The organism is Streptomyces sp. SAS_270, from assembly GCF_052543295.1.
In genome coordinates, this window is the sequence record NZ_JBMNDS010000111.1 from 1 (window position 1) to 15,151 (window position 15,151).

Below are 15,151 nucleotides of genomic sequence, written 5' to 3' on the forward strand. Positions count from 1 at the left end.
CATCCTGCGGTATCGGTTGCGGATCTTGGCGGGGGATGCGTCGGGGGCGGAGGGTTTGCGGGTGTTGGCGGAGCGGGCGCAGGCGGATGCCAATATCGATTTGGCTGCGGAGATCTGGCGGATTCTTGCCGAGGCCCTTGCCCAGCTGCAGCAGGCCCCCGACCCCGCCGCCTGAGGCTTGTCCCGGAAAAGGATCTTCGAGTCGATTGAGATGGGCGGCCGCTGAGGGCCCGCTCGTTCATCCGGCGAGGTGGAGGTTGTGCAGGCGGGCGATGCCGAGCATGGCGTGGTGGACGCCATCGCCCTTGAGGCGAAGGGGCGGAGGACCCTCCAGGCCTTCATGCGGGCGAAGGTGTGCTCGATGCGGGCGCGGACCTGTTCGTGGGAGCGGGTGTGCTCCTGTTTCCAGTCGGGGAGTTCCTGGCCCTGGCTGCGGCGGTGGGGCATGACGAGCCAGGTGCCCGGATAGCCGCCGTGGGCGATCATCATCGTCTTTCCTACGGCGGCTTTGGCGCCGGATTGCCCTCACGCCTTGCAGCCGTTGCGGTTGCCCGGCAGGGGCCGACCGACTACCACGACCCGGCGAGTGTCGGCGTCGATGACGACCTGGTGGTTGGTGGAGTACTGGGAGTTCTTGGACTGTTGGGCGATCGGGTGGTCGCGGGTGGGGACCAGGGTGCCGTCCACGATGAGTACGGCATCTCTGGCGAAGCGGCGCCGGGGCTGCAGTGCCAGGATCGGACCGAGGTGATCGATGATGCGGTCGGCGGCGGACTTGGAGATACCGAACAGCGGGACGAGTTGGCGCATCGTCAAGTTCGTGCGCCAGTACGCCGTGACGAGCAGCGTCCTGTCTACCAGGGGCAGGCTCCACGGCCTTGCCCGGCGGGTGGCATCGCTCCCCGCGCGACGCAGCGCTGTCACCGGTTTCATGAACTGGCGCGGGCTCAGCCCGGTGAACGGGACCATCCAGGGCGGCTCCAACGCCGTGATCACACCAGCCACAGCAGGGTCATTCCACTGTGGCTGATCCCTCCAGCCGATGAGGGTGGGGCCCGGACGCAAAGGCGAGGATGTCGCGGACCGCTTCGCCGAGGCTGCCGAAGTGGCGATGCACACCGTCTATCGCTTCAGGGGTGTTGACGCCCCACACCGTCATCCCGGCACTCAGGCCGGACTGCACCCCGGAAGGGGCGTCCTCTATGACCAGGCAGTCCTCCGGTCGGGCGCCAAGTCGCGCGGCGGCCTGCAGATACGGCACCGGCGACGGCTTACCTTCCTCTACAGCAGCCGCGTCCACGACAACCTTCGGGACCGGCAAGCCTGTCCGCGTGAAACGTCCACGCACCCGGTGCTCATAGTTCGAGGTCACCAGCGCCCAGGCCCCGGGCGGCAGGGCATTGAGCAGCTCCGAGGCGCCGCCGAAGGCTGTATAGGTGCCGGAACGGACGTCCTCGTCCTCCAGCTCGTGCAGTGCGGCCAGGCACTCCCGGGGGTCCTGGTCCGGGGCAACCTGCGCAAACGTCTCCATGGGCCTCGTCCGCAGCGCCACCCGGTAAACCTCGTCGGGTTCCAGGCCGTATCGCTCTGCCCACGTGCGCCACACCAGGCGCTGATTGTCCACGGCATTGATCAACGTGCCATCGACATCAAACAGGACATACCTTGTCGCACCAGGACGGCCGGGTTCACTGATCACGCTTAGATCATGCCATCAGGCCCTGAGCAGGCGATTTGCGGGAGAAGTCTTAGCTTCGGCCTATCGTGATTGGCCGTCAGCTCTTGCTGGCGGCCGATCTGTGTTCGCCAGTGTTATTGGGCGTGACGGCGAGCCCGACTGTTGCGTCGAGTGCGCGCCGGGTTCAACGGCTCCCTCCGGTGGGGGCTGTCCGTAGGGACAAGAACGTTGTGGTCAGCCGAAGTTGGGAAGGGTTGCCAGTCGTTGGATCGCGTCGGTGGTCGCATCGGTCCCAGGCCAGTGGCGGGCGAACTTGAGGCGCCGGCGGCGGGGCGGTGGTGTCGAGCTGGACGGCGGTGGGGGGCAAGCGCAATCGCACGCGGCGAGGCTCCCTGTTCAGCGACACTGCAGGCACTCGTCGTCGCCATTGCCACCGGCAAGAACCTCGTCGACGAGGCCGCCGCCCGCGCCTCCACAAGCGAGGTCGTCGGCGACTGAGGAACCGCCTTTGATGCCTCGCCCACGCCGAACCTCTAGGGTGACCCGGTGGGGATTGAGCTGCGGGAACGTTGGGGCGGGCAGGCGTTGTGGGTGAGATGGGTTCTCACGGCGTATGTGATCGGATTCTTCGAAGGATCCTGCGTCCACATTTTCTATCTGGCCCGTGACGGCATCCATGCCTATGCGTCGTTTCCTCAGGTTCCCCTGCGGGTGTTCTTTGTCAGCTTGGCGATTCTCGATCCGCTGGTGGCCGTGCTGGTGGGACTCGTGCGGCGAGAAGGGGTCTGGCTGGCGAGCGCCGTGATGGTGACGGACGTCTTCGGGAATTGGTGGGGCAACCGGCACTGGCTGCGGGAAGATCCTGCGCAGCTGCTGCCTCTGTTGCCCATCACTTTCTTCGGTTTGTTCGTCGTTGCGTTCTTGTTCCCCTTGCTTCGCACGGTTGCCGTGACGACGGGCGGGACCCAGGCGGCCCTGCCGTCCGCCTGACGACTCACCGTCGCGCAGCCTTGAAGCACCGGCACCTCGCCGACGAACACGCGCCGGTCAGCGCGAGCTCGGCATGCAGGCGGCAGGACCTGGGCGATCTGGACGATCTTCAGGCAGATCTGATGGTGTGCGATATCGTGGAGGGGCAGGGTGGGGCAGGCCGGTGGAGCGGGCGGCGGGGATACGGTCCTCGGGGCGGGCGCGCCGGCGATGGCGGAGTCCGAGTGCGGCGATCAGCGTGTTCCTCGTGTTGGTGGCGAACACGGTGATGCGCAGAACGCCGACGTCTGCGAAACGTAACTGGGCGCCGAGGTGCGGCCGTTCCTCACGGACGATCGCCGCATACCCGCCAGCCAGCCCTTGACGACGTCGCCGTCGAGTTCGGCTACCCAGTACGCCGACCGTAGATCGTGATCATGGATGCAGAGGCCGCCGTATGACGGGCCGCGTCATGGACCCGCGGTCGTCAATGGTGTCCCGCACTACTTTGAGGGCTGGGACTATGACCCGGCCGCCGCCGACGAGTACGTCGTCTGGCCCGCGAGCGAGGCGGCGGTGGCGATGGAGCGCGAGGTGTGGGCGATCTACGTCTGGTACGAGGTTTTTGCCGCCGCGAGGGAGGAGCCTCCGGCGAACGGAGGGGTCGATGCCCGCTTCGACGAACTGACATCGCTCCTCACGCCGTACCGTCAGGCGCCGGAGGGTGCTCGGCGGCTTATGGGTGAGGTGCGGTTGGACGACGGAGAACGCTACCGGCCGGACGGGGCAGACGTCTGGTTGTGGTAGCGCCCGAGTAGCGACGCCTCCAGTACCAAGACCTCAGGAAACATCCCTTCGCAACGACGCGATGAGGCGGTCAAGGTCCCCGCGTGCCGTGTACGTACGGATCGGGTCGATGTAGTCGCGTGACTCGATGATCTGACCGTCCCGGACACGTATGACGAAGACGCAGGGCACCTTGGTCGTGGAGTCGTCCGGCGACGTGAACTCATAGGCGAACTCGGCGACGATCACTTCAGGATCGGCCGTTTCGTGAACCACGACGTCGACGACCCGTCTCTTCGGCAAGGACTCCCGGACTTCCGGGGGCACCGTGAAGTGCTCCTGGAGTGCATGCCGACTCGTCAACGGCTCGGATTCCGGCGTCGCCATCGGATGCCGGACATCGGTGACCTCGCCGTACAGGTCGGGCAACTCGTCGAAGTTCCCGTCGGCGACGCCGTGAACAAGCCGGAGAAACACCTCACGCGGACTCAGACTCACAAGATCTCCCAAAGTAGTGTGTACATCCAGCTAGTGTCCGCTCGACCAGTCACGCGTTCTCTCGAGCGGATTGATCATGAGTCGATACGCGCCCTGGCGGGCGGTCCCGCAGCCCCGGTGACGGCTCGATGAGTACGGCCAGGGCGTCGGCCTCGACTCCGGTGTCCTAATCCTCCGGTTCCCAGGCCTGGAGCAGGTCGAAGAGGTCTCGGTCGCCGTCGAGCTTCAGGGAGTCGATCGGAATACGGCCGTACAGGGCCAGGACCAGCTCATTGGCCGTGCCTTGGACGGAGGCGGTGGCCGCGTCCGGGCCCTCGTCGAGGGCGGTGGCGGGCATGGTGCCGGGTGCGGGGACAGGGGTGACCCGTGCGCCGTCGGCGGAGACCGAGAGGCGCCAGGAGCGGCCCTCGATGGCGTGGAAGTCGACGGCAGCGGGCTTGTGCGGCCAGGCACTTGTCGTTGCGCAGCAGGTGGACAGGAACTCTTCGACACCGTCCAGTGCCACCTTGTCCGGCAGCGGCTGCGGGGCACCCACGGTGATCTGCGCGTCGTAGGTGTGCAGCGCGATTTCCTGGAGCTGGAGCTGGTGCCGGGCGACGGCACCGGAGGTCTGCGGCGACTGCGACGTACCCCACCACGTCCAACAACCGCGATCCGGGCCGGCCTCACGCAGTGCGTCAAGTAGCTGCTGCGTCGAGGCGGCCAGCCAGGCCAGCAAGGCCTCGCGGTCCCGGGGCGCAGTCAGGGAACCCGCCGGTGCGGACGTGGCCGGGGGAGCGGTGGCAGGCCCTGCCGCGATGGTGGCGGCCCAGAAAGGGCGCCTCTCGCCGAGATGCTGCACCAGATCGAGGAGTGTCCATTCGGGGCAGGTCGGCACCTGCACGTCGAGGCTGGGTGCGGAGGCGACCGCGGCGCGGAAGGCGGTCGACCGCTCGTCGATCAGTCGCAGCAGGACGGCGAACTCAAGTGTCGTTGTCACACTGACTCTTTATCACCGCGTTCCGACAACCGGACAGCAATTTTCACAGCCGACGCGGCAGGCGCGGTGAGCGGCACGGGCCGAGCACCCTCGGGCGGCGAGGTGTTCTGCTCAGCTCGGACGGGCCTCGGAAGGCAGACGCGTCCTAGGGGGAAGGCGCACTGGCCTGAGGTGGGCAGCCGCGCTGCTGAGGGCTCAACTGGTCCTGGAGAATAGGAAAGTCGCCCACTGGCCGACGGTCTCGACCGAGATTCTTGAAGGTGTGGGCTAACGCAGCGCCGCCGCCACCAGTCCTCGGATCTCCCGGTCCGAGACCGTTCCGCCACCCACCAGACGATCGAAGACCAATCCGTCCACGCAGGCCAGCAGTGTGACGGTGCGCTGCTCGGCGTCCGATACGCCTTGCACGGCCAGGAAGTCGCGTACGACTTGGCGTCCTGCGTTCTCGCGCGGCACAAGGATCTCCCGCAGTTCGGGGTGGTGCACACTCTCGATGGCGCAGGCATAGCGCGCGAGGGAGCGTCGCCGGCCCTCTCCCCTGAGTCGTAGCTCGATGAAGGCGGCGATCGCACCCGCCAGTTCGTCGATGCTCTGCGGCACTGATGTCCGCTCCCCGATGGACTGGAGTTCCGCCTGGTCGAGTGCGACAAGCCGCCGGACCAGTGCGGTGAGCAGTGCCTGGCGGGTGCGGTAGTAGGCGGAAGTGGTGCCGGGCGGCAGGTTCGTTGCCCGGTCCACCGCGCGATGGGTCAGCCCTCGGATCCCCGTCTCGGCGAGTACGTCGATGGCCGCATCGGCGAGGAGGGTACGTCGGTCGGTGGGCATGGCCCCTTTCTACACCTGTAGAGGCGCGAGGTATTCTTCTTCTACACCTGTAGAAGGGCGTCGGGGTGGACAAGGGGGCAGGGCATGGGCGGCAGTGCGGTGGTGGTCGGCGGAGGCATCGGCGGGCTGGCCGCAGCGATCGGGCTGCGGTTGATCGGCTGGGAGGTGACGGTCGTCGAACGCGCGCCCGTCCTCGGTGACGCGGGTGCGGGTATCTCCCTGCACGCCAACGGCATCCGCGCCCTGGACATCCTCGGCGTCGGCGGAGCGGTGCGCGCGGCCGCGTGCCCCCAGTACACCGGGGGCACCCGAGTCCCCGGTGGCAGCTGGTTGGCCCGGATGGACGGGGCCGCGCTGGAGCGCGAGTTGGGCACGCCGATTGTCGGCATCCCCCGGGCCGCGCTGCACCGGCTGCTGCGCGCGGCGCTGCCGTCCGAGAGCCTGGTCGACGCTGAGGCGACCTCCGTCGACTCTTCCGACCCCAGCCGGGTGCGGGTATCGACAGGGGAGGGCGTACTTGAGGCAGATCTGGTTGTGGCGGCCGACGGAGTGGGCAGTCGCCTGCGCGCCCAGCTGTTCTCCCGTCACCCCGGCCCTGTCTACAGCGGGTCGACCGTTCTGCGCGCCATTACCCAGCGCCCGGTCGAGCTGGACACGGATTTCGAACTGACCTGGGGCAAGGGCGCGGAGTTCGGCCACATCGCGTTCGCCGACGGCCGGGCCGAGTGGCACGCGGTCCTCAACTCGCCGCCCGGCATACGCCATACGGACGCCCTCGCCGAGGTGCGCCACCGCTTCGGTGACTGGCACGCGCCGATCCCCACCCTGCTGGACGCGACTCACCCCGACGCCGTCCTGCATCACGACATCCACGAACTGGCCACGCCCCTGCCCGCTTTCATCGCGGGCCGCATCGTCCTGCTCGGTGACGCGGCGCACGCCATGACCCCGAACCTCGGCCAGGGCGCCTGCCAGGCCCTGGAAGACGCGGTCGTACTGGCCGCCGCACTCACCACCGAGCCCACTATCGAATCCGCCCTGGCCCATTACGACACCGAGCGCCGCCCCCACAGCCAGTCCGTCGCACGCGCCGCCCGCCAGGCCGGCCGCATGGGCCAGCAGCTCAGCAACCCCCTGGCCGTCGCTCTGCGCAACACCGCGCTCCGACTGGCTCCCTCCCGCGCCATGGTCCGCGCCATCCTGCGGCACGCCGACTGGACACCACCGCACCTGCGTTGACGACACCGAACCTGCCCCATCGGACCCGAATTGGGCGGTATCCCGGCGGGGCCGACGACGTTCGGTAAGGCCCCGGGCCCCCGAGCCCGCGGACTCCTATCTCTGATCCGGCCCGCCTCCGGGCAGCCAGGAGCAGACCGTGACCGTGATCAGCCAGCCAGCCAGCCAGCCAGCCAGCCCGCCCGCCCGCCACGCCGGGTCCCCCTGCACCCGCACGGCCCGTTCGGAGCCGTGATCACGTGGCTGACAAATGATTGGACGGGGTAATGCGCGGGCTTGTAGCTTGCAGTGGACCGCGACACCGCCCGAGGAGGTGAGACCCATGAACGCAGTATCGATATGGGTGCTCCCCCTTTCCATCACGGTCGGGCGATTGACGTAGGTGTCGCCGGGAGCGCCTCGACAACAGGGCACTCCCGAAAGGCAACACCTATGAACTCTCCGCAGTTCACCGCCGAACCGTCGTCGAACGATACGGTCGAGCGCGACTTCACCGTGGGCGACGTCCCCGGACTTCGGTCGCCGGCCTCCGGCGCCGATCGCGCGCCCTTCAAGTTCGACGTCATCATTGCCGGGTGCGGGCCGACAGGCGCGATGCTGGCCGCCGAACTGAGGCTGCACGGTGTGCGGGTACTCGTACTGGAGAAGGAAACCGAGCCGGCGTCGTTCGTCCGCATCGTCGGTCTGCACATTCGCAGTCTCGAGCTGATGGCCATGCGCGGACTGCTGGATCGAATTCGCGAACACGGAAGGCAGCGTCCGGCCGGCGGGTTCTTCGCCGCCATCAACAAACCCGCACCCCAGGGCCTGGATTCCGCACACGCCTATCTGCTGGGAATCCCACAGCCGGTCATCGTCAACCTGCTTGAAGAAAATGCGACCCAACTGGGTGCGCAAGTCCGGCGCGGTTGTGCGGTGGCCCGCTTCGAGCAGGACGACGAGGGTGTGACAGTCGAGCTGGCCGATGGCGAACAGCTGCGTTCGCGCTACCTCGTCGGCTGTGACGGCGGGCGCAGTACGGTGCGCAAGCTGCTCGGCGTCGGCTTCCCCGGTGAGCCCTCGCGGACCGAGACGCTGATGGGCGAGATGGAAGTGGGTGTGCCGCAGGAGGAGATCGCCGCCAAGGTGACCGAAATCGGCAAGACCCATAAGTCATTCTGGCTCAGGCCCTTCGGCGCAGGGGTCTACAGCGTCGTGGTCCCCGCCGCAGGAGTCAGCGATCGCGCGGAACCACCCACCCTCAAGGACTTCAAGCAACAGCTGCGCGCCATCGCCGGAACCGATTTCGGGGTGCACTCCCCGCGTTGGTTGTCCCGCTTCGGGGATGCCACCCGGCTGGCCGAACGCTATCGGGTCGGGCGGGTGCTGCTGGCCGGCGATGCAGCACACATCCATCCACCCACCGGCGGACAGGGTCTCAACCTGGGCGTCCAGGACGCGTTCAACCTCGGCTGGAAACTGGCCGCACAGATCCGCGGTTGGGCGCCGGACACCCTGCTGGACACCTACCAGGGCGAACGTCATCCGGTCGCCGAGGACGTGCTGGACAACACCCGGGCCCAGATGGAACTGCTGTCCACCGAACCGGGCCCGCAGGCCGTACGCCGGCTGCTCACCGAACTGATGGACTTCGACGAGGTGAACCGCCGTCTGATCGAGAAGATCACCGCGATCGGTATCCGCTACGACTTCGGCGAAGGCCCCGACCTGCTCGGCCGCCGCCTGCCCGACATCGACGTGAAACACGGCGATCTGTACGGTCTGCTGCATCGAGGCCGAGGCCTGCTGCTGGACCGCACTGAACGCCTGACCGTCGGCGGCTGGTCAGACCGAGTCGATTACCTTGCGGACCCCACCGCGGCACTCGACGTTCCCTGCGTCCTCCTGCGCCCCGACGGCCACGTCGCCTGGATCGGCGACGATCAGCAGGCCCTGGACGACCACCTCTCCCGCTGGTTCGGCAGGCCGGCCAACTCACCTGGCCCGAGCGACCGAAAGGGCCGTGAGGAGTATCGGGCGGCCAGTAGCGACTGACCTCCGATGGCAGGAGCAGCATCAGCCGGCCCTGCACCAGACCGCTTTACTGACCTCAGCCTGGCTGATCACCTTGGTGTGACCTCACCGGCGGGGCAGGGGGACGACGCCCGTGGGGTCGTCCCCCCGCCCGGGGATGCGGTAGCCGGGTCTGAGGCGGGAAGCGGGCCGAGCGGCCCCTTGACCTGCTCAGCGGGTGCGAGCAGACTCGTATACGAAGTACGTGTGTCTTGTAGACGTACAGCGCAGGGACCTGCACGCAGGGTGACCCGCGGACCCCTCGTTGGACGCACTCCACACCGCAGCTCCGACGCTGCGGATCGAAGCAATCCCCTCCCGTGGCGACTACGCCCCCGACCGGCGGCGCCGACGGGAGTAGCCCCCGACTCGGGCCGGCCCGGCCGGGTCGTGCCGCCGCCTCGCGGTGGCACGGAAACGGCGCGCGCCGTGTCATGGCGCGGCCCGGGCGGTTGGAGAAGGGGAGGCGCAGTGATGCCCTTCCAGCAATCGAATCCGGTCCGGCCCCGCTTCTGGCTGGAGACAGCCCTCGGCGGGCTGTCCGGACTGCTGTTCCTGCTCACCCTGGTGTGGCCGGAGTGGATCGAGACGCTCCTCGGCCTCGACCCGGACGCCGGTAGCGGCGCGGCGGAGTGGCTCGTGGTCGCACTGGCGGCCGCCGTCACCGCCATCTGCCTGCTCGGTGCCCGGATCGAGTGGCGCCGGGCGCACCCGCCTTCGGTCCGCGCCGCGCGGTGAGGGAAGGAAGATCGTCATGACGGATACGACACAGGCACCGTCGAACGACAAACTCACCGAACTGGTCCGGCGGGCCCCGCTGAGCTTCGTGGGTACTGTCACCCGGGCCGGCGGCACGTCACTCGCGGCCATCCCGGTCGAGGCCCACAACGAACGGACGGCTGTGGTGCGAGTGGACGAGGTGCTGCACGCGCCCGAGGCCTTCCGGCAGCTCGCGGGCGGCGAGGTCACCGTCCAACTGGCGGCCGATGGCGAACTGATGGAGGTCGGAACCGCGGCCGCATTCTTCACCGAGGGCATGGTCTACGGCGACGGCCTGGGTGTCGTCGAGGTGGCCCGGCTGCCCGTCAGCGCCGTCCTGCGGCACATTTCGCTGGCGGCGACCTCTGCCGACGAGCTGCCCTTCTCGTCCGTGCAGCGCAAGATACGCAACCAGGACATCGCCGCGCACGCTGCCGAGGCGGACGCCGTCGTGGTCGGCACGGTGGTCGGACTGGAGGACCTCGGCCTGGCGGGCCTTTCCGAGCACGCCCCGCACTGGTGGCGGGCCGCAGTCGAAATCTCGATCGTCGAACACGGCGACCTCGAGACCGGACCGAGCACCTTCCTCTACCCGAGCAGCACGGACATCCGCTGGCGCGAGGTGCCCAACCCGCAGGCCGGGCAGGAGGCCCTGTGGCTCCTGCACGAGACGGAGGGCGACTTGGCCGGGTACGCGCCGTTCCGGTTGCTCCACCACGACGACGTCCAGCCGGTGCAGAAACTCGCCGTGCTGCAGGAAGGGGCGTGAGTCGACATGTCCACCATCAAGGTCGTCAACATCACTCCCAGAGCGCTGAGCGGCGACCGGAGCCTGGACAGTGAGCCCAGCCTCGCGGTCAACCCGGAGAATCCGAGGGAGATGGTCGCGAGCGCCTTCACCCCCGATCCGATGGGCGGCCCGTTCGCCCCGATCTACGTCTCGACCGACGGCGGGAACACCTGGGTGCTGAACAGTGTCGTCCCGGGCAATGGGGGCCGTGGCACCGGGGACATCAGCGTCGGCTTCGGAGGACAGGGCGGCACGCTCTACACCGGCATTCTCAATGGTGAGACCAGCGACCTGCAGATCCTGCGGATGCCGGACGTCACCGCGACCGTTCCGATGGCCGAGATCGTCGACCGGGGCGACGAGGACCAGCCGTGGGTGGTCGCCACCAGTGCTGCGGCGAATGGCGTCACCAGCGACCGGGTGTACGTCGGCAACAATGACGCCTCTGCTGAACCCCAACCCGCCACCGTGGATGTGGCGGAGAACGGCCGCACGGCCGCCGGTCAGTCCGGCTTCAAGAGCGTCAGGCTCGACCGGCGCAGCGACACAATCCACGACGGGCCGCCGATCCGGATCGCCGTCCACCCGGACGGGACGGTCTACACCGCGTACCAGCGCTGGACCGACTTCACGGGACGAGTCGTCACCTTCGACGTCGTGGTGACCCGCGATGACAAGGGCGGGATCGGACACAAGCCCTTCGAGGACCTGCTGGACCCGGGCGACGGAGAGGTCGGCCTGCGTGTGGAAAGCGGCCTGAGGGTGCGGTTCAACGTGCGGGTGCCGACCCTGGGCCAGGAGCGCACCGGGGCTGATCTGGCGATCGCGGTCGACCAGACCGACTCCAACAGCGTGTGGATCGCCTGGTGCGACAACCACGGAGGCGCCGCCCCCACGGACTACGTGCTGCACATCCGGCACTCGGCGAACCGCGGGCAGACCTGGACCGCGCCACATCGGGACATCGTCAACGGCAAGAACCCGGCGCTGGCGATCAACTCCGACGGCCTGGTCGGGCTGCTCTACCAGCAGCTGGCCAACAACCAGTGGTCGACCGTGCTGGAGCTGACCGGAGACGGCTTCGCGACCGTGGAGAGTCAGGTGTTGCACCAGGCTCCGGGCGACGTCCCGTCGGCGGGGGCCAACCTGCCGTTCCTCGGCGACTACCTGCGGATGATCACCGTCGGGAAGGACTTCTACGGGATCTTCTCCGGCAACAACACCCCCGACCTGGCCAACTTCCCGGTCGGCGTGGCATATCAGCGCAACGCCAACTTCACCACCCACCAACTGCTCAGTACGGACACCGTGACCCGAGTGCCGCCGTCCATCGACCCGTTCTTCTTCCACCGGGCCGCCTGATCACCCGTAGCTGGTGACGGTGATGGAGGGGGCGGGCTGTGTCTGCAGGCGTGCCGCGCGCAGTGGAGAACCACCGATTGATGCGTTTCAATCAGCTTGGTGGTGGGAGACTCGCACGCCCCCGACGGGGCGTCAAGAGCGGCCGTAGGGATTTCCCAGATCAGTCCGCGTCTGTCGCGACCGAAGCCTTCACCGTACGACCGTGCGCTTCGGCGGACCACCTCGGGCGGGCACGCCGGAAGCAGCACGGAAGCGGCGCTCTGACCAGACGAAATCGGTAGACGCTAGCGTCATAGGAGGGCGACGTCGCACGCGTGTCTTGGAGCGCTTCAACCGGCTGAGGTATTCTGCGCTCGTCCGCGACAGCCTGGTCACTGCGAGTGCCGTGCGGTCCCGGGCCGAACGAGACCGGAGGTCGAGGAGCGCTGTGGCAACCGCCCGTCCGCGAGTAGTACCGGGGCATGCCGGTCCGAGCATGCAGGACGTCGCCGACGCCGCGGGCGTCTCGGTCGGCACTGTCTCCAACGTCCTGAACCATCCGGCGAAGGTGAGCCCCACGACGGCGCAACGCGTCCGGGAAGCCATCGACCGGCTGGGCTTCGTGCGCAACGACGCGGCTCGTTCGCTGGTGTCGGGTTCGACCAACAGTGTCGGCATGGTGCTCGCCGACATCGAGAACTCCCTGTTCATCGACATGGCGCACGGTGCGCAGGAGGCCGCCCGCGCCATCGGTCAGAACCTGCTGCTGGCGAACACCGCGTGCGACATGACGCTGCAGGACGATTACCTGGACCTCTTCGACGAGTCCCGGGTGACCGGCGTATTGCTGGCTCCGATGCAGGACTCCTCGGCCGGCATCGCGCGCATCCGTTCGCACGGACGTCAGGTCGTGCTCCTCAACTACGCTCCGAAACCGGGTACTTGCTGCTCGGTGCTGGTCAACAACGAGCATTCCGGATATCTGGCGGCCCGCCATCTCATCGACGCCGGGCGCACCAGGCTCGCGTACGTGGTCGCGCACGACGACTTCCAGCCCGTGCGTGACCGGCGCAGGGGAGTGCGCGCGGCCGTCGAGGAGGCAGGCCCCGGCGTCACCCTTGAGGAGATCGACAGCGTCGGCCTGACCACGGCTCATGGGCATCTGGTCGGGCAGGATCTCGCACGGAGGGGCCCCGGCGAGCTTCCGGACGGCCTCGTCGTCGTCACGGATGAGCTGGCCAACGCCATCATCCACGAGCTCCACACCGTGGCGGGGATCCGGGTGCCCGACCAGGTCGCGATCGTCGGCTGCGAGAACAACCGCGCGGCGGGCGCAGCGGCGGTGCCGCTGACCGCGGTGGACATGCCCGGCCGGATGATGGGGCAGGAAGCCATCCGGCTGCTGATGGACGAGGTGGCGTCGGGCGCGCAGCACCGGCATGTCACCGTCGTGCTGGAGCCCGAGCTGATCATCCGAGCGAGCGCGCCCAGCTGATCGTCGGCGCAGGCGCACGGAGCGGTCATCGGAGTCGGCGCCACCGCGTCGGGCTGTTCGTCCGCTTCGGCGTACTGAGCTGATCGCCGCGCCGAGGCGCAGAGCCGATCGCCGAGACGCAGAACTGGTTGCCGCGCAGAGGCGCGGAGTCGATCGTCCGCGCAAGCCCGCGGAGTCGATCGTCCGCGCAAGCCCGCGGAGCCGATCGTCGCGCCGGCGTGCCGGTGTGCCGTGCTGACCAGGTATTTGTCTTGTCGGGCTGAGGCCAGGGCCTCCCGGCGGGCCTCCCGTTGACTACCCGGCGGTGCTCGGGCGCGGTTCGGAAACATCCGAGACAGATCCTTGACACATCCCAGAGCAGGTCGTACGTTCCCGGCATCCCCTCAATTGAAGCGTTTCAACGCACCGCGCGCCGAGGAGCACCTGTGCACAAGAGCCTCAGATCCCGCCGTATCGCCCTCCTGTCGACCGCTGCCGCCGCGAGCCTGCTGCTGACCGCCTGCGGCGGCGGGAGCAGCTCGGGCAGCGACGCCAAGGCGTTCACCCTCACCATCAACGACGACAACCACATCGTGCAGCAGGAGCTCACGGCCCTGGGGAAGGGCTCGTGCACCTCGCAGAACAAGGCTCTCCCGCTGAAGATCCAGACGCTGCCCATCGGCAACGTCGACCAGAAGGTGCAACTCCTCGCCGGCCAGAACGCCCTGCCCGTCCAGTTCGCGGCGGGAGGCACGCCGCAGCTCACCAAGACCCTGGACAAGGCCGGGCAGGTCCTCGACCTGGAGAAGACACTCAAGGACCTCGGCGTCTGGAACGACCTTCAGCCGGCGGCAGTCAAGACCGTCGAGAACCTGTACGGCAAGTTCAACGTCATGCCCTACCAGTTCAACATCGAGGGCATCTGGTACAACAAGAAGCTCTTCGCCGACCACCACATCGCCGTCCCGACGAGTTACGACCAACTGGTCGCGGCTGCCGCGAAGTTCAAGGGCGCCGGCGTCACCCCGTTCTCCGCGGACGGCAAGGACGGCTGGCCCCTCACCCGCCTGGTCAGCGGCTACCTCTACCGGGAGCTCGGCCCGGGCGCCCTGCAGGCGGTGGCGGACGGCAAGGCGAAGCTGACCGACCCCGCATACGTGAAGGCCGCTCAGGCCATCGCCGACCTGGGCAAGGCCGGCTACTTCGGCAAGGGCGTCGGCTCGATCGACTACGACACCGCCACCCAGCAGTTCCTGACCGGCAAGGCCGCGATGTTCTACATGGGCAGCTGGGCGCTCGGCGACTTCAACGACGCGGCCAAGAACAAGATCGGCGCGGACAACGTCGGCTTCATGCCGTTCCCCACCGTCGCGGGCGGCAAGGGCAGCGCGGACCAGATCCCGGCCAACGTCGGTCTCCCGGTCGCCGTCTCCGCCAAGTCGTACAACGCCGAAGTCGGCAACTGGCTCTCCTGCATCACCAAGAACTACGGCGCCGCCTCGCTGAAGGACCAGGGCACGGTCTCCGGGTTCAAGCCCAACGGCGACACGGGCACACTGCCGCCCCTCACCCAGACGGTGCAGGACACCATCACCAAGACCAAGACCAGCACGCTGTGGTTCGAGGCGCTCTTCAACACCAAGGCGACGGAGACCAGTCAGACGAACGCCGCACCGCTCGTCACCGGAAGCCTCTCGGCGAAGGACTTCATGAAGAAGGTCCAGGCCGATCTCGACAACGGCTGACCGTCCCGCACCACCG

At 68.0% G+C, this 15,151-nt stretch carries 13 protein-coding genes and 2 pseudogenes; 9 read left to right on the forward strand and 6 right to left on the reverse strand.

Features of this window, described 5'->3' with window-relative positions:
* Positions 1-238: 238 nt before the first annotated feature.
* Positions 239-1,005, reverse strand: a pseudogene (locus ACN6LB_RS41880) (transposase).
* 7 nt (positions 1,006-1,012) lie between these two features.
* Positions 1,013-1,699, reverse strand: a complete 687-nt coding sequence (locus ACN6LB_RS41885; RefSeq protein ID WP_445030469.1) for an HAD-IA family hydrolase — start codon at positions 1,697-1,699, stop codon at positions 1,013-1,015.
* A 525-nt stretch (positions 1,700-2,224) separates the two neighbouring features.
* Between ACN6LB_RS41885 and ACN6LB_RS41890 the strand changes: the two genes are divergently transcribed.
* The gene (locus ACN6LB_RS41890; RefSeq protein ID WP_445030470.1) at positions 2,225-2,668 is read left to right on the forward strand and encodes a hypothetical protein; all 444 of its coding nucleotides are present in this window, start codon (positions 2,225-2,227) and stop codon (positions 2,666-2,668) included.
* A gap of 92 nt (positions 2,669-2,760) precedes the next feature.
* Here ACN6LB_RS41890 and ACN6LB_RS41895 read toward each other — a convergent pair.
* Positions 2,761-3,078 (reverse strand): annotated as a pseudogene (locus ACN6LB_RS41895) (IS1380 family transposase); the annotation flags it as partial.
* A 10-nt stretch (positions 3,079-3,088) separates the two neighbouring features.
* On the opposite strand from ACN6LB_RS41895, the gene ACN6LB_RS41900 reads away from it, so the two are divergent.
* Positions 3,089-3,454, forward strand: a complete 366-nt coding sequence (locus ACN6LB_RS41900; RefSeq protein WP_445030471.1) for a hypothetical protein — start codon at positions 3,089-3,091, stop codon at positions 3,452-3,454.
* Positions 3,455-3,487: 33 nt separating this feature from the next.
* Here ACN6LB_RS41900 and ACN6LB_RS41905 read toward each other — a convergent pair whose 3' ends face one another.
* The 3 genes from ACN6LB_RS41905 to ACN6LB_RS41915 all read right to left on the reverse strand — a co-directional run bounded on the left by ACN6LB_RS41905 (position 3,488) and on the right by ACN6LB_RS41915 (position 5,735).
* Positions 3,488-3,931 carry a nuclear transport factor 2 family protein gene (locus tag ACN6LB_RS41905; RefSeq protein WP_445030472.1) on the reverse strand — a complete coding sequence of 148 codons (444 nt, stop codon included), beginning with the start codon at positions 3,929-3,931 and terminating at the stop codon, positions 3,488-3,490.
* A gap of 166 nt (positions 3,932-4,097) precedes the next feature.
* Positions 4,098-4,910, reverse strand: a complete 813-nt coding sequence (locus tag ACN6LB_RS41910; RefSeq protein ID WP_445030473.1) for a maleylpyruvate isomerase family mycothiol-dependent enzyme — start codon at positions 4,908-4,910, stop codon at positions 4,098-4,100.
* Positions 4,911-5,177: 267 nt separating this feature from the next.
* Entirely contained in the window at positions 5,178-5,735 is a 558-nt protein-coding gene (locus ACN6LB_RS41915) for a TetR/AcrR family transcriptional regulator (protein WP_445030474.1), read from the reverse strand.
* A gap of 84 nt (positions 5,736-5,819) precedes the next feature.
* Between ACN6LB_RS41915 and ACN6LB_RS41920 the strand changes: the two genes are divergently transcribed.
* From ACN6LB_RS41920 to ACN6LB_RS41950, 7 genes are all read left to right on the forward strand, one after another.
* Positions 5,820-6,974, forward strand: a complete 1,155-nt coding sequence (locus ACN6LB_RS41920) for an FAD-dependent monooxygenase (protein WP_445030475.1) — start codon at positions 5,820-5,822, stop codon at positions 6,972-6,974.
* A 432-nt stretch (positions 6,975-7,406) separates the two neighbouring features.
* Complete coding sequence (gene rox / locus ACN6LB_RS41925) at positions 7,407-9,008, forward strand: rifampin monooxygenase (RefSeq protein WP_445030476.1); 1,602 nt, start codon at positions 7,407-7,409, stop codon at positions 9,006-9,008.
* A 492-nt stretch (positions 9,009-9,500) separates the two neighbouring features.
* Entirely contained in the window at positions 9,501-9,764 is a 264-nt protein-coding gene (locus ACN6LB_RS41930; RefSeq protein ID WP_445030477.1) for an ABC transporter permease, read from the forward strand.
* Positions 9,765-9,780: 16 nt separating this feature from the next.
* Positions 9,781-10,554 carry a hypothetical protein gene (locus ACN6LB_RS41935; protein WP_445030478.1) on the forward strand — a complete coding sequence of 258 codons (774 nt, stop codon included), beginning with the start codon at positions 9,781-9,783 and terminating at the stop codon, positions 10,552-10,554.
* Positions 10,555-10,560: 6 nt separating this feature from the next.
* A complete protein-coding gene (locus ACN6LB_RS41940) occupies positions 10,561-11,937 on the forward strand; it encodes a hypothetical protein (protein ID WP_445030479.1) in 1,377 nt (458 codons plus the stop codon).
* 475 nt (positions 11,938-12,412) lie between these two features.
* Positions 12,413-13,411, forward strand: a complete 999-nt coding sequence (locus ACN6LB_RS41945; protein ID WP_445030480.1) for a LacI family DNA-binding transcriptional regulator — start codon at positions 12,413-12,415, stop codon at positions 13,409-13,411.
* Between the two features lie 425 nt (positions 13,412-13,836).
* The gene (locus ACN6LB_RS41950; RefSeq protein WP_445030481.1) at positions 13,837-15,135 is read left to right on the forward strand and encodes an extracellular solute-binding protein; all 1,299 of its coding nucleotides are present in this window, start codon (positions 13,837-13,839) and stop codon (positions 15,133-15,135) included.
* Positions 15,136-15,151: the final 16 nt, after the last annotated feature.

Bases quoted from the DNA above. Each gene is read 5' to 3' on its own strand.
- ACN6LB_RS41935 (WP_445030478.1), top strand. From the start codon at position 9,781: ATGACGGATACGACACAGGCACCGTCGAACGACAAACTCACCGAACTG.
- ACN6LB_RS41945 (WP_445030480.1), top strand. From the start codon at position 12,413: ATGCAGGACGTCGCCGACGCCGCGGGCGTCTCGGTCGGCACTGTCTCC.
- ACN6LB_RS41920 (WP_445030475.1), top strand. From the start codon at position 5,820: ATGGGCGGCAGTGCGGTGGTGGTCGGCGGAGGCATCGGCGGGCTGGCC.
- ACN6LB_RS41930 (WP_445030477.1), top strand. From the start codon at position 9,501: ATGCCCTTCCAGCAATCGAATCCGGTCCGGCCCCGCTTCTGGCTGGAG.
- rox (WP_445030476.1), top strand. From the start codon at position 7,407: ATGAACTCTCCGCAGTTCACCGCCGAACCGTCGTCGAACGATACGGTC.
- ACN6LB_RS41900 (WP_445030471.1), top strand. From the start codon at position 3,089: ATGCAGAGGCCGCCGTATGACGGGCCGCGTCATGGACCCGCGGTCGTC.
- ACN6LB_RS41940 (WP_445030479.1), top strand. From the start codon at position 10,561: ATGTCCACCATCAAGGTCGTCAACATCACTCCCAGAGCGCTGAGCGGC.
- ACN6LB_RS41915 (WP_445030474.1), bottom strand. From the start codon at position 5,735: ATGCCCACCGACCGACGTACCCTCCTCGCCGATGCGGCCATCGACGTA.